The organism is Flavobacterium yafengii (genome assembly GCF_030010375.1).
Lineage (GTDB): Bacteria > Bacteroidota > Bacteroidia > Flavobacteriales > Flavobacteriaceae > Flavobacterium > Flavobacterium yafengii.
In genome coordinates this window covers 234,494-251,061 of sequence record NZ_JASCRY010000005.1, presented here as the reverse complement: position 1 = coordinate 251,061, position 16,568 = coordinate 234,494, and the positions used below count along the sequence as shown (strand labels likewise).

Genomic DNA, 16,568 nt, shown 5'->3' with positions numbered 1-16,568 from the left:
GGAGCAGTTTCATCCACCGTTCTGATTAAGTTTTGAGTCACATTGATTGTGTTTCCACAAGCATCCGTCACGCTGTATGTTCTGATTATAGTTTCAGTACAATCGACTAAAGCAGGAGCACTATCACCAACAAAAGCAACAATTGGAGTTGAACAGGCATCGGCTTCATCAGTCACTACAGAAATATCAGCATCAGGGAAAGTTCCGTTGCAACCTGTAATAGTAATGGCAGCAGGATTAGAAGCTGTCGGAGCAGTTGTATCTTCAATTTTTATAGTTTGATTAGCTGTTCCTATATTACCACATGCATCTGTAACTGTCCACGTTCTATTAATAATTTTATTTCCAGGACATGAAACTGGGGTTAAACAAATACTTTTGAATTCAATACTACCATTAACACTAGCTTGTTTTCTGGAATAAATTATCCAAGTACCATTCATTGATCCTGTAAAGTTTTCAAAGCTGGATACATATGATGTCAATTCAGGTATTGTATTTGTCGAAGTTGTTGCTCCGTTTGGAGTGAAGTTTTGACTAACACCATCTTGAACAAAATTGCTGTTGTTCCATTTTACATAACCTGAACTGTTAGGATAAAATACAGGTAAGTATAATTCTTTAGTATTTGAATTTGTATCATCACACGCTCCACCTGTACAATAAGGACCAACTAAAATTATTCCTTGACCGTTAGGGGCAATTAAAGTGAATTCAGCTCTTCCTTTTCCTTGATTTGTTTCGAATGCTAATGCAATTTTTTCAATACTGCTTGCAGATATTCCATCAAAACCTGAAACAGTAAATGGGAAATAATTACCATTTCCAGCATTTATTTCTTGATTATTTGAATTTCCAAAACATTCAGAATCAGAATAGGTAGGAGGTGCAAGATTTGAATCACAAATGTCATTGTATATTGGATTGCCCGTTATAGAAGGGCTAATATCAGTAACACAATTTACCCCACTGCTAAGTATTATATTTTGTGGGGGTGTAATAGTTGGAGGTGTTGTATCTTGAACTGTTATAGTTTGTGAAGCTGTAGAAACATTTCCACAGGCATCTTCAGCTCTCCAAGTTCTAGTTAAAGTATAGTTGTTGGCACAGTCACCATCGGTTCTAACTTCTCCAAGATAAGCTACTATTGGTGTGGCATCACAATTATCTGTTGCATTTATGTTTACTGCTATTTCTACCGCAGGTATTGCATTACATTCAGCAGTTACATTCGCAGGCACACCTGTCAATATAGGTGCAGTAGTATCTTCAACGGTAATGGTTTGCACTAATTTAGTTTCATTACCGCTACAATCGGTCAAAGTGTAGGTTCTAGTTACGATGTAAGGGTTTCCTTTACAACCGGAAGCTTCATTGTTGGAATCAGAAACAATAACGTTTACCGTTCCGCTACAGTTATCGGTTTCATCAATTATAGCATTAATATCTGCAGTAGGTATGTCAGCAACACATTGTAAACCAGTAATATCAGTAGGTGCTGTTGCTGTCGGTGCAATAGTATCATCAATGGTATAGGTATAGACAAATTCTCGAGAGTTTCCTTCACAATCGGCATAGGTGTAAGTGAAGGTTTTAGTTCCTTCGCATCCATCATAAGTTCCACCGGTTGCAGGGCTTGCCGGAGTCGGAGAAAGTGAGTTTCCGCAATTGTCCGTTACTGTCGGCAATTGAATGGTGGAAGTCACAGCCGAAGCCACACAAGCTACAGTTGAACCGGCAGGTGCAATTGTAGTGAATGGTTCGCGTTCGATAGTGTATGTATAGACAAATTCTCGAGAGTTTCCTTCACAATCGGTATAGGTGTAAGTGAAGGTTTTAGTTCCTTCGCATCCATCATAAGTTCCACCGGTTGCAGGGCTTGCCGGAGTCGGAGAAAGTGAGTTTCCGCAATTGTCCGTCACTGTCGGCAATTGAATGGTGGAAGTCACAGCCGAAGCCACACAAGCTACAGTTGAACCGGCTGGCGCAATCGTAGTGAATGGTTCGCGTTCGATAGTGTATGTATAGATAAATTCTTGAGAGTTTCCTTCACAATCGGTATAGGTGTAAGTGAAGGTTTTAGTTCCTTCACATCCATCATAAGTTCCACCGGTTGCAGGGCTTGCCGGAGTCGGTGAAAGGGTGTTTCCGCAATTGTCCGTTACTGTCGGCAATTGAATGGTGGAAGTTACAGCCGAAGCCACACAAGCTACAGTTGAACCGGCAGGCGCAATCGTAGTGAATGGTTCGCGTTCGATAGTGTATGTATAGACAAATTCTTGAGAGTTTCCTTCACAATCGGCATAGGTGTAAGTGAAGGTTTTAGTTCCTTCACATCCATCATAAGTTCCACCGGTTGCAGGGCTTGCCGGAGTCGGAGAAAGTGAGTTTCCGCAATTGTCCGTTACTGTCGGCAATTGAATGGTGGAAGTCACAGCCGAAGCCACACAAGCTACAGTTGAACCGGCAGGCGCAATTGTAGTGAATGGTTCGCGTTCGATAGTGTATGTATAGACAAATTCTCGAGAGTTTCCTTCACAATCGGTATAGGTGTAAGTGAAGGTTTTAGTTCCTTCGCATCCATCATAAGTTCCACCGGTTGCAGGGCTTGTCGGAGTCGGAGAAAGTGAGTTTTCGCAATTGTCCGTTACTGTCGGCAATTGAATGGTGGAAGTCACAGCCGAAGCCACACAAGCTACAGTTGAACCGGCAGGCGCAATCGTAGTGAATGGTTCGCGTTCGATAGTGTATGTATAGACAAATTCTCGAGAGTTTCCTTCACAATCGGCATAGGTGTAAGTGAAGGTTTTAGTTCCTTCACATCCATCATAAGTTCCACCGGTTGCAGGGCTTGTCGGAGTCGGAGAAAGTGAGTTTCCGCAATTGTCCGTTACTGTCGGCAATTGAATGGTGGAAGTCACAGCCGAAGCCACACAAGCTACAGTTGAACCAGCAGGCGCAATTGTAGTGAATGGTTCGCGTTCGATAGTGTATGTATAGACAAATTCTCGAGAGTTTCCTTCACAATCGGTATAGGTGTAAGTGAAGGTTTTAGTTCCTTCACATCCATCATAAGTTCCACCGGTTGCAGGGCTTGTCGGAGTCGGAGAAAGTGAGTTTCCGCAATTGTCCGTTACTGTCGGCAATTGAATGGTGGAAGTCACAGCCGAAGCCACACAAGCTACAGTTGAACCAGCAGGCGCAATTGTAGTGAATGGTTCGCGTTCGATAGTGTATGTATAGACAAATTCTCGAGAGTTTCCTTCACAATCGGTATAGGTGTAAGTGAAGGTTTTAGTTCCTTCACATCCATCATAAGTTCCACCGGTTGCAGGGCTTGTCGGAGTCGGAGAAAGTGAGTTTCCGCAATTGTCCGTTACTGTCGGCAATTGAATGGTGGAAGTCACAGCCGAAGCCACACAAGCTACAGTTAAACCGGCAGGCGCAATTGTAGTGAATGGTTCGCGTTCGATAGTGTATGTATAGACAAATTCTCGAGAGTTTCCTTCACAATCGGTATAGGTGTAAGTGAAGGTTTTAGTTCCTTCACATCCATCATAAGTTCCACCGGTTGCAGGGCTTGCCGGAGTCGGTGAAAGGGTGTTTCCGCAATTGTCCGTTACTGTCGGCAATTGAATGGTGGAAGTCACAGCCGAAGCCACACAAGCTACAGTTGAACCGGCAGGCGCAATTGTAGTGAATGGTTCGCGTTCGATAGTGTATGTATAGACAAATTCTTGAGAGTTTCCTTCACAATCGGCATAGGTGTAAGTGAAGGTTTTAGTTCCTTCACATCCATCATAAGTTCCACCGGTTGCAGGGCTTGTCGGAGTCGGAGAAAGTAAGTTTCCGCAATTGTCCGTCACTGTCGGCAATTGAATGGTGGAAGTCACAGCCGAAGCCACACAAGCTACAGTTGAACCGGCAGGCGCAATTGTAGTGAATGGTTCGCGTTCGATAGTGTATGTATAAGTCCAGTAGCTAAAATTTCCACATGCATCAGTATATTTATATTTATATTCTCTAGTTCCTTCACATGTTAGAGGATTTGGAGTATCTGTAGTTGAGAATAAAACTCCGTTCAGCATCCCGGAACATTCATCAGTTGCATCTGGTGGAGTAGGAATAGTTGCAGCTGAAATACATGAAACTGTACTAGAGTTATTTGGTGCATTTACAATTGGTGGATTGATGTCTTGAACCGTAATGGTTTGGCTTACTTGAGCGCTATGGTTTCCACAAGGATCCGTTGCATCCCAAGTTCTAGTTATACTATATGTACCAGCACAAGTGCCTGGTGTTGTAATAGTTGATATTACATTTATAGTAGCAGTTCCACTATTATCGGTAGCTGTTGGTGCAATGAAACTTGGAGTTGCTGGACAATTAATGATTGCATTTGCACCAGGAGCACTAATAACAGGCTTAATGGTATCGCCTCCATTAATTGTAACTGAAAGTTGTTTTTGACAACCATTTTTATCAGTAACTGTTACAGTATATGTACCTGCTGTTAATTCACTTAAATCTTGTGTTGTAGCTCCATTGCTCCATGAATAAGTGTAATTTGGTAGTGTTGTGAACGGTGTACCGCCGGAAACGCTTAAGTCAATATTACCAAATCCTCCACTGCATCCAATATTTGAATGAGTTTCACTTAGAGTGAGTTCATTGGGAATTTCAATTAATAATGGATATGTATTAAATATCCCTTTAGAATCAGTAACTTTTAAAGTAGCTGTTTTATTACCTCCTGAAGAGGAATAAACATGGGTTATATTTGGATTTGTTGTGGTATTAAGAGGTGTGCCATCACCAAAATTCCATGTATAACTAACATAAGGAGCAGTTCCTCCATTTGTTGTAGAATTAAAATTCACGGTAGTGTTAGTACCGCTTGTACAGGCTTTATAAGTAAATTGAACTGCTAACGGAGCTGCGAAATAAGTGGACTCCCCAAATTCACATTGGGCTTTATTGTATGTTTTAGCATCATAAGTACTTGTTTCTATAAGGTCACCATTACCTTCCCAAACCACTAATAAATTTGTGAATGACAGAGTTTGACCACATTTCCATATTACAGGTACAGTGGTCAACTGAATCTTTCCAGGGGTTAATGAATTCTTTGTGGATTCTAACTTTCCTATCCATTTATTGATTTCAGTAGTTACACCATTAATGTTTAATGTTGCAAATAATCTACTTTCATTAATATCACCTGCTTGGTTTTGAGTGTAATTCATCCAAATAGTGACATTGTATGGAGTTCCACTACTACATGTTGGAACAACATCCTCTAATGGTACACCATCAACGGTTGCACTAAGAAAAACCTTTTCAATTGATACATTATTTGAAGTACAATTATAACCCAATAATCTTAAATCTAGATGATTAGAATCAAATTGCGAATATATATTACCAACAAACATAAATAAAGTCAGTAAAAGAAGGGTAATTTTTGTTTTCATACAATCAAATTTTTAATTTATTATTACTAAAATTAATTTTGTGGTATTTGATAAATGGAAAATCAATTTTTTGTTAAAAATATAAAGTAAAATATATTTTAAATCAATCAACAACAATTACAATTTTTAGAGTTTAAATCAATTTTAATTTCTAAATTTTAGAGGTTAGGGCTTTCTTTTTTTGATATTAAAAGAGTCTTTTTTCCTCAGTAATTATTTGTTTATTAAAGTATTTAAAAACACAGTTTTACTTTATGAAATTAAAATTACAAAGAATTAATAGTATTGATTTTTTTTCTCTATAACGAACCTAAATACTCGTTTAAATGTACTTTTTTTAAGAAAAATTTAGTTTTTCATTTCAAAAAATTAACAATTGACTTATTTTTTTAACAAGCAGAATGGTAATGATTTTGAGAAATTAACTTAATTTTTTTAGGACTTTAATTGCATTATCTAATCTAGCTAATTACATAATATAGTTGTGCAGTGATATCCTTATTCTGTAAAGCTTATAAAAAATAGGCTGTCTTTATAATACAGCCTATTAAATTTTTCAATTTACAAAGCAGTAATAATAAATTCGCTTCTTCTGTTGAGTTGATGTTCATCCTCTGTACAAATTACATCATCAGCGCATTTGTTTACCAGTTGAGTTTCACCGTAACCTTTACCAGTCAATCTGCTTGAATCAATTCCATTTTTAACTAACCAGTTAATGGTTGATTTGGCTCTTCTTTCAGATAAAGCTTCATTGTATTTGAAGGTTTGTCTGCTATCTGTATGAGAACGGATGTCAATTTTCATCGTTGGATTTTGATTTAAAACATCTAATATTTTTTCTAAATCTAAAGCCGCTTCTTGTCTGATATTCGATTTGTCTAAATCGAAATAAATCATTTTGATACCAAAACATTTACCTAAATCATCACCAACGGCTACTTTACATATTTCTTTTTCTAAAGCGATTGGTAAATACGTTTTTCCAGTTGTTGCAGTGATAGTGATTTTTTCTTCTTTGGTGGTGTATTCTAGTTTTTCAGCTCTTACATTGTAAGTCTTTCCACATGCAACCGTAAAGCTATATTTTCCTTTATCATCAGAAGTGGCAGTATTGACAATCTTAAATTGACTGTCGTATAAAGTTATTTTGGTGTTAGCCAGTAGTTCTCCCGTTTTTGTATCGGTGATTTCACCATAAAGCAGTTGTTCGCAAATAAGTCTTTTTGTTTCCAAAAATTTATAAATATCATCATAACCCTGACCACCGTCTCTATTAGAAGTAAAAAAACCCCTTCTTGATTTTGTATCGATTAAATAAGCGAAATCATCTTTAGGAGAGTTCACATCAGCCCCTACATTTTGAACTTCACTGAAAGTACCATCTTCATTTATTTTAGACATAAACACGTCTAATCCTCCAAGACCAGGATGTCCATCAGATGCAAAGTAAATTTCATTTTCATCATTAATAAAAGGGAAGGTTTCTCTTCCTTCGGTATTAATAGTATTGCCTAAATTCTCAGGGGTTCCAAAAGTACCATCTTCATTTATTGTTACTTTGAATAAATCGGATTGTCCTAATGTTCCAGGCATATCAGAGGCAAAATACAATGTTTTTCCATCAGGACTTAAAGCAGGATGCGCTGTACTGTAATTGTCACTGTCAAAAGGGAGTTCGGTTACATTTGCCCATTTGTCATTCTCTAAAGTGGCTTTGTATATTTTAATTAAAGTAATTTTATTTCCATCTTTTCCTTTTTTACCATCGAGATAGTTGTTTCGTGTAAAATACATGGTTTTTCCATCACTGCTAAAAGTAGGAGTAGATTCATGAAACTTGGAATTTATGGTTCCATCAAACTTTTTCGGAGTACTTGGAGTCATGTCTTCTGCTAAATCAGCCGTGTACAAGTTTGTAAAATACTGATTGGTCCATTTGTGTTTTGTTTGTCCAAGACTTCCCGTATCTCTAGCAGAAGCAAAAACTAATTTATTGGAATACAGTGCAGTTCCATAATCGGAATAGATAGAGTTTATTCCGGCATCTTCAATTGTATACCTTCCGGAATTCGCTTTTATAGCTTCTAAATAGTTGGTATTTTTTTTAAAGAGTTTCCCTCTAGTGTCGTTTCCTGATTTTTGGTTGAATAGTTCCATCATCTCATTGGCCTTATCATTTTGATCGATTGCTCTTAAAGATTGAGCATAGCGATAATAATATTCAGGTTCTAAATTTGAGGTGTCCATAGTAAACAATTCACCATACCATTTAGCGGCTTTATCGAAGTCCGCATTGAAGTAGTAAGCATTGCCCAGCTTTTTAAACAGATCAGCTGATTTATATCCTTTTTCAGCAACCCTTTCATAGGTTTTGATGGCATCTACATAAGCATAGCCATCATACTTTTTATCAGCAGTAGCCAATTTTGCTTTTTGGGAATAAATGTTAATAGAAAAAACACTTACTATTGTTATGTAAAGAAGTATATTTTTTTTCATAATAATTGTTTTTAGAAGAATCTTGGAGTTATAATTTTACCATTATTTTTAAATATTTCATAACGTAAAAATATTTCATGGGAACCGGAATTATAATTATTTAAATTAGTGGTTTCATGGTCATAACCGTATCCTATATACATTCCGTCAGAAACTTGAAATCCAACCATTGCACTTAGTGCCGCAGACCATCTGTATGCTAGCCCAACAACAAATTTATCATTGAACATAAAATTTCCTGATACGTCGACTTGAAGCGGAGCACCACCAACGACTTTTGTTAATAATGCGGGTTTAAATTTTATGGACTCATTTACATCAAATACATAGCCTGCGATTAAGTAGTAATTAATTTTTTCTTTAAAAATGGCTACTTCATTATCATCATAACGGTTGCTTTCGATGAAATTGGGAACTGAAAACCCTAGATAAGCTTTATCAGAATGTAAATAAACACCAGCTCCAATATTAGGTGTAAATTTATTATTGAAATCATGCAGACTTGGATCATCGTCAACAGGATTTAATCGGTTGACATCCAAATTGAAAAAGTTAGCAGTTGCTTTGATTCCAAAAGATAGTTTAAACGTTTCAGAAGTAGGAACAGTGTATGACAAATCCGCTGAAATCGTATTTTCAGTGGTAGGTCCAATTTTATCATTTATAATCGATACTCCCAAACCTAAATTACTTTCGTTGAGAGGCGTATTGACAGAAGCAGCATTGGTAACTGGAGCACCATCAAGTCCTACCCATTGTGTACGGTGTAGCGCAAAAATACTTAAAGCACCTCTTGATCCAGCATAAGCAGGATTAATATTGATTGTGTTGTACATGTATTGAGTAAATTGAGCATCTTGTTGCGCATAACTTACAAAGGCTGTAAACATCAAAACGAAAGAAAATAATTTTGTTTTCATAGTAGATATTTATTATTTTAAATTATCTATCGAACTCATTTATAAGAATCCGGCAGGTCGGTTTGATAAATTTTAGGGTTTATTATTTAGAAAATAGGGCTATTTTAATTTTATAATACATGAGGATTCTTTGTCCTCATGTATTAAATTTTTAATTATTTACGATATATAAATATCCGTCTTTTTTATTGGTTATGATTTTTCCATCATTATCAACAGAGGTATAATTCAAGATATAGAAGTAAGTTCCAGTAGGTAAACCAGTAGGTTGACTAACGTTTGTTCTACCACGTGAACTACCATCAAATACATTACTTGTATTATTATATCCTTTGGTTTCAAAAATCAATACACCCCAACGGTTATATATCTCTACCGTATTATCTGGATAACAAACGGTGTCATCAATATTATCGATTATGAATTTTTCATTAATTCCGTCTCCATTTGGAGAAATAGCATTATGTACTAATATAGTTCCACAAGCTAATACAATACCACCACAACCAGTATTTACCGTCATGACAACTCTTACAGTTCTAGGGCAAGTAACATCGTCAATTTTGTATTCAAATGTATAATCTCGAACTGAAAGACCAGAAGCATTAAGAATACTTCCTTGTAAACCACCGGAATTATTTACATCTACCCAAGTTCCGTTTGTTGGAGTTCCCATTGGTAACAAATCATTAAGATTGGTCGTAGTGATTTCTCCATCATTACAAATTGAACTATTTATTGTTACAACACTATTAGGAATAGTAACATTGATAGTTTGAGTAAACTCAGATGCATTTCCACAAGCATCAGCTACGGACCATTTTCTTATGATCGAATAAGAATTTTCTGTTCTGTTTATGATGTTTTCAGTAAAAATAGCCGGTGAAACTGTAGAACAATTATCTACAAACACAAGTTCAGGCTTAGTTGGAATTGCATCACAATTTACATTAACTATAGCTGTAAAAGCAGTTGTTGTAGTTGGACCAGCTGTATCTTGAACACTAATAACTTGAGAAGCAGTAGCAGTATTCCCTGATGAATCGGTTGCAGTCCAAGTTCTTGTTATTGTGTAAGAGCCAATACAACTTCCTTGTAGTGTTAGGTCAAGGAATGTTAAGTTTATAGAACCACAGGTATCAGTTGCCAAAGCTTGAGCAAAGTTAGGTGTCAAACCACAAGATATTATTGAAGCGACTGGTAATTCAGCAATAACAGGAGCTGTTGCATCTTGAATATTTATCGTTATTGTAGCCGTATCACAATTGGTCGGATTTATCTTTTCACAGATTTGATATGTAAGTATATATGAGCCATTAGCTATTCCGATTTGAACATTAATATTTCCAAGATTATCGAATGTGATATTTGAATTCTCTCCTGAAACCATTGTAATGTTAAGGTCTTCTGATTTAGCCGGATTATCATTTAAAGTATCATTAGCTAATATATTACCAATTACACCAAATGAAGTACAATTAATATTTGAATAAGCATCATTGTTAGCGACAATAGCAGGAGCTGCAACAATAATAGTAACCGTAGCGGTATCACAATTGGTTGGGTTCAACACCTCACAAATAGTGTAATTTATGGTATAACTTCCCGCAGGTGTGTTTGATGCTACGCTTACAGTTCCATCAGGATTTATCGTCAATGGTCCGTTTGGTGTAGAACTTAATACCACATCCGCAGGGTTAACAGGTAATCCGTTCAAGGTATCGTTAGTTAAAACATTCACTCCTGAATTACCTCCGGTTGTCCCATTTACAGGAATCGCATTGGTATCCGCTACAGCATTAATAGCAGGAGCTGCAACAACAATAGTAACAGTTGCCGTATCACAATTGGTTGGGTTCAACACCTCACAAATAGCGTAGTTTATGGTATAACTTCCCGCCGGTGTGTTTGGTGCTACGCTTACAGTTCCATTAGGATTAACAGTCAATGGTCCGTTTGGTGTAGAACTTAATACTACATCCGTAGGGTTAACAGGTAATCCGTTTAATGTATCGTTAGTTAAAACATTCACTCCTGAATTACCTCCGGTTGTCCCATTTACAGGAATCGCATTGGTATCCGCTACAGCATTAATTTCTATAGGTGTAATGGTCAAAGTAGCATTGGTGGAAGCTACGGTATAGTTTGGATTTGCACCCAAAGTCACTGCGATAGGGTATTGCCCTACATTAGAGAACTGGGTAGCGGTAGTGGCCAAGGTATAGTTGATCACATCTCCGTTTACGGTACCTGTTACGGTAGCAGTCAGCGTAGGATTCGCATCCCCGTATACTTTGGTTTGATCCACAGCAGCCACCAGCACGTCAATTGCTTTAGGAGTAATGGTCAAAGTAGCATTGTTAAAAGCCACGGTATAGTTTGGATTCGTCCCCAAAGTTACTACGATAGGATATTGTCCTACGTTAGAGAACTGGGTAGCGGTAGTGGCCAAGGTATAGTTGATCACATCTCCGTTTACAGCACCTGTTACGGTAGCAGTAAGTTCCGGATTCGCATCCCCGTATACTTTGGTTTGATCCACAGCAGCCACTAGGACATCAATTGCTTTAGGAGTAATGGTCAAAGTAGCATTGTTAAAAGCCACGGTATAGTTTGGATTTGTACCCAAAGTCACAGCAATCGGATAGTCACCCACATTAGAGAACTGGGTAGCGGTAGTGGCCAAGGTATAGTTGATCACATCTCCGTTTACGGCACCTGTTACGGTAGCGGTAAGTTCCGGATTCATGTCACCGTATACTTTGGTTTGATCTACAGCAACCACTAGGACATCAATTGCTTTAGGAGTAATGGTCAAAGTAGCATTGGTCGAAGCCACGGTATAGTTTGGACTCGTCTCCAAAGTTACTGCGATAGGGTATTGCCCTACATTAGAGAACTGAGTAGCGGTAGTGGCCAAGGTATAGTTGATCACATCTCCGTTTACGGCACCTGTTACGGTAGCGGTAAGTTCCGGATTCGCATCCCCGTATACTTTGGTTTGATCCACAGCAACCACCAGCACATCAATTGCTTTAGGCGTAATGGTCAAAGTAGCATTGGTAGAAGCCACGGTATAGTTTGGATTGGTTCCCAAAGTCACAGCAATCGGATAGTCACCCACATTAGAGAACTGAGTAGCGGTAGTGGCCAAGGTATAGTTGATCACATCTCCGTTTACGTCCCCTGTTACGGTAGCGGTAAGTTCCGGATTCGCATCCCCGTATACTTTGGTTTGATCTACAGCGGCCACCAGCACATCAATTGCTTTAGGAGTTATGGTCAACGTAGCATTGGTAAAAGCCACGGTATAGTTTGGATTCGCACCCAAAGTCACTGCGATAGGGTATTGCCCTACATTAGAGAGCTGGGTAGCGGTAGTGGCCAAGGTATAGTTGATCACATCTCCGTTTACGTCCCCTGTTACGGTAGCGGTAAGTTCCGGATTCATGTCACCGTATACTTTGGTTTGATCTACAGCAGCCACTAGGACATCAATTGCTTTAGGCGTAATGGTCAAAGTAGCATTGGTAGAAGCCACGGTATAGTTTGGATTCATTCCCAAAGTCACTGCGATAGGGTATTGCCCTACATTAGAGAACTGAGTAGCGGTAGTGTCCAAGGTATAGTTGATCACATCTCCGTTTACGGCACCTGTTACGGTAGCGGTAAGTTCCGGATTCATGTCACCGTATACTTTGGTTTGATCTACAGCAGCCACTAGGACATCAATTGCTTTAGGCGTAATGGTCAAAGTAGCATTGGTAGAAGCCACGGTATAGTTTGGATTCATTCCCAAAGTCACTGCGATAGGGTATTGCCCTACATTAGAGAACTGAGTAGCGGTAGTGGCCAAGGTATAGTTGATCACATCTCCGTTTACGGCACCTGTTACGGTAGCGGTAAGTTCCGGATTCGCATCCCCGTATACTTTGGTTTGATCCACAGCAGCCACCAGGACATCAATTGCTTTAGGCGTAATGGTCAAAGTAGCATTGGTAGAAGCCACGGTATAGTTTGGATTGTTCCCCAAAGTCACAGCAATCGGATAGTCCCCCACATTAGAGAACTGGGTAGCGGTAGTGGCCAAGGTATAGTTGATCACATCTCCGTTTACGGCACCTGTTACGGTAGTGGTAAGTTCCGGATTAGCATCCCCGTATACTTTGGTTTGATCCACAGCGGCCACCAGGACATCAATTGCTTTAGGCGTAATGGTCAAAGCAGCATTGGTGGAAGCCACGGTATAGTTTGGATTCGTCCCCAAAGTCACAGCGATAGGGTATTGTCCTACGTTAGAGAACTGGGTAGCGGTAGTGGCCAAGGTATAGTTGATCACATCTCCGTTTACGGCACCCGTTACGGTAGCAGTCAGCGTAGGATTCGCATCCCCGTATACTTTGGTTTGATCCACAGCGGCCACCAGGACATCAATTGCTTTAGGCGTAATGGTCAAAGTAGCATTGGTAGAAGCCACGGTATAGTTTGGATTGGTTCCCAAAGTCACAGCAATCGGATAGTCACCCACATTAGAGAACTGGGTAGCGGTAGTGGCCAAGGTATAGTTGATCACATCTCCGTTTACTGCACCTGTTACGGTAGCGGTAAGTTCCGGATTCATGTCACCGTATACTTTGGTTTGATCTACAGCAGCCACTAGGACATCAATTGCTTTAGGAGTAATGGTCAAAGTAGCATTGGTGGAAGCCACGGTATAGTTTGGATTCATTCCCAAAGCCACTGCGATAGGGTATTGCCCTACATTAGAGAACTGAGTAGCGGTAGTGGCCAAGGTATAGTTGATCACATCTCCGTTTACGTCCCCTGTTACGGTAGCGGTAAGTTCCGGATTCATGTCACCGTATACTTTGGTTTGATCCACAGCAGCCACCAGCACATCAATTGCTTTAGGCGTAATGGTCAAAGTAGCATTGGTGGAAGCTACGGTATAGTTTGGATTCATTCCCAAAGTCACTGCGACAGGGTATTGTCCTATGTTAGAGAACTGGATAGCGGTAGTGGCCAAGGTATAGTTGATCACATCTCCGTTTACAGCACCTGTTACGGTAGCGGTAAGTTCCGGATTCGCATCCCCGTATACTTTGGTTTGATCCACAGCAGCCACCAGCACATCAATTGCTTTAGGCGTAATGGTCAAAGTAGCATTGGTGGAAGCCACGGTATAGTTTGGATTCGTCCCCAAAGTCACTGCGATAGGGTATTGCCCTACGTTAGAGAACTGGGTAGCGGTAGTGGCCAAGGTATAGTTGATCACATCGCCGTTTACGGCACCTGTTACGGTAGCGGTAAGAGCAGGATTAAGGCCTCCGTATACTTTCGTTTGATCATCGGCCACCACAGTCACATTAAGTACTTTAGGAGTAACGGTTACAGTAACGGTAGCATTATCACAATTGCTAGGATTAAGTATTTCACAGATTCGGTATACCAAAGAATACGAACCAGCAGGTGTACCCGCGGCTACTATTACATTGGTACCAGAAAGCGTGATTCCAGCATTGGTTGCAGAGACAAAAGTCGTATTGACTTGAGCAGGCACTACAGCCACACCATTCAATGTGTCATTTGAAAGCACATTGGTTATAGCGGTTTCGTTAGTAGATCCATATACAGTAGTTCCTGCATCATTAATTGCATCGACAATTGAATTTAATGGAACTGGAGTTGATGTAGAAGTATTATTTTCAGCAACAGGATCACTATTTGTCCCAGAAATTGTTGCCGTATTTGCATAAATTCCCGCTTTCTTAACTTTTGCAATAACCGTTAAAGTAGCCGTAGCTCCTTTTGCAAAATTTCCGATTGTCCAATTTGGAGAAGACCAAGTCCCTGTCGAAGGAGTAACGCTAACAATAGTATAGCCATTAGGAATAGCATCATTTATGACAACATTAGTATCATTACTAACTCCTAAATTACTTGCCGTAATTGTAAAAGTAACGTCACTACCAAAAGTTGGACTTGAATTACTAACAGTTTTAACAACTTTTAAATCAGAACAACCTTTGAAAATATTTGTACTTACACTTGCACTGGCTAAACCCCAACCCCAAGTATTCAGTAATCTTACATTTCCATAGTCATTACAAGTGGTTCCATCTGTTTCATTTGAACCAGATGAAAGAGCAGGAATAGTTTGAAGTAAATTTCCGTTAGCACTCCAAGCGCGACCAGGACTTGTAGTTCCTATTAATGAATTGTTTAATCCAGCTCCGGTAGTATTGTTTTCAGAGGTGCTTCCGTCTGTTAAGCAAGTTGAACCAACATTCGTCAATTGTGAATCGTCCCAAAACATCTGAGAATTTGCGATTGCAATTGGAGCAATTGAAGAAACATTAAATCCATTTGTATTTAATTCAACATCGTATAAAGGAAGGTTAAATCTACCTTTAAGAAAGTTTAAAGTTAAATTTACTGTGGAGCCATCATTAACAACATTACCTAATCCATCAAGACCATCCCAAGAGACTGAGTTGTCCCCTGTTGGTAAACCATAAGCCTCGATGATTCTATCGTTTGTACCATTTTGATAACCTGAAACCCCATTTAAATCAAAAAATAATTTAACATCTCCAGCTTCGGAAATATTAAATCGTACCAAGTAAGGACCGCAATTGATTATTGCAGGATTAAGAAAAGTTGGTGCAGCAGGTATTGATGCTATAGGGTATAAATTAGAATCAGGATTGTTTAAAAAAACTTTAAACCCATTCAATAATGATGGAGAAGTAGCAGCATTTACTGATCTACGTGTAATATTAAAACCACCAGTCTGAGAAACACCATAGCTATTAACAGCAACGTTAAAAGCGATAGGTTGAAAACCAGGATTAAAATCTATAAATAATACGACTTTATCATCAGTATATGCATAAAAATTTGACTCAGAAGTGGCAGTTGTAGTATTGCCATAAGAGGGTGTTACAGCGACAAAACCCCATTTGTCAGAATGTAAACGACCACTTTTTTTACCGAAAGTCCCTGTATTATTAGCTACAGTCATGTCAAATAAAGCACCAACGGATCTATCTGCAGATGAAGTTAGTGGTGTAACACCACCATCATTACTTCTGTAAAATTCAATCCAATGCTCTCCAGAGACTGTAGGGTCAAATACTAATGGAGTATATCCAGTGGTTACACTTCCAATATTTGGACCTGCTAATGCTTTTGCATGGCTATCAATACTACCAGCAACACTATTAGCGCTATTCCATAATGCGGTAACAGCTACTGTTCCATCAGGTCTTCTAATACGATAATATAAATTATTTATCCTATTAGGATTTCCGACAGAATATTCTCTCCAGTCAAAACCAAAATATAAGTTTTCTGTCGATGCGTTGGCAATATTGAAATAAATTCTATTGTCTTCAGGCGCATTAAAGTAAGATCCATTAGATAAATCTGGTGCGCTCAATACAGCAGTAATATTATTTGCATTTGGAGAAAGAGTAGGAGTTCCTTCTGCGAAAACGGATGTAGATAAAAAAATAAAAAACGGAAGTATAAATAAATAACAATTTACAGTACTCCTAACTTTATTAGTTTGGGGTAGTTTTTTTTTCATGCGCTACGGGTAAATTTAATATGTAGATTTGGGCAATTTCAATCAATTCTAATTATGGATTTTACCAAAAATTATAATTTT

The 16,568-nt window shown here is 38.7% G+C and carries 4 protein-coding genes; all 4 read right to left on the bottom strand.

Annotation, left to right across the window (positions count from 1 at the left end):
* Window positions 1-5,474, bottom strand: a 5,474-nt coding sequence (locus QLS97_RS15715; protein WP_282717982.1) for an HYR-like domain-containing protein, incomplete at its 3' end; no start/stop codon positions are given.
* A gap of 561 nt (window positions 5,475-6,035) precedes the next feature.
* Window positions 6,036-7,976: an OmpA family protein gene (locus QLS97_RS15710; RefSeq protein ID WP_282717980.1), complete on the bottom strand. Its 1,941-nt coding sequence runs from the start codon at window positions 7,974-7,976 to the stop codon at window positions 6,036-6,038.
* An 11-nt stretch (window positions 7,977-7,987) separates the two neighbouring features.
* Window positions 7,988-8,896 carry a PorP/SprF family type IX secretion system membrane protein gene (locus tag QLS97_RS15705; protein WP_282717978.1) on the bottom strand — a complete coding sequence of 303 codons (909 nt, stop codon included), beginning with the start codon at window positions 8,894-8,896 and terminating at the stop codon, window positions 7,988-7,990.
* 151 nt (window positions 8,897-9,047) lie between these two features.
* The gene (locus QLS97_RS15700; protein ID WP_282717976.1) at window positions 9,048-16,487 is read right to left on the bottom strand and encodes an MBG domain-containing protein; all 7,440 of its coding nucleotides are present in this window, start codon (window positions 16,485-16,487) and stop codon (window positions 9,048-9,050) included.
* Between the last annotated feature and the right edge of the window lie 81 nt (window positions 16,488-16,568).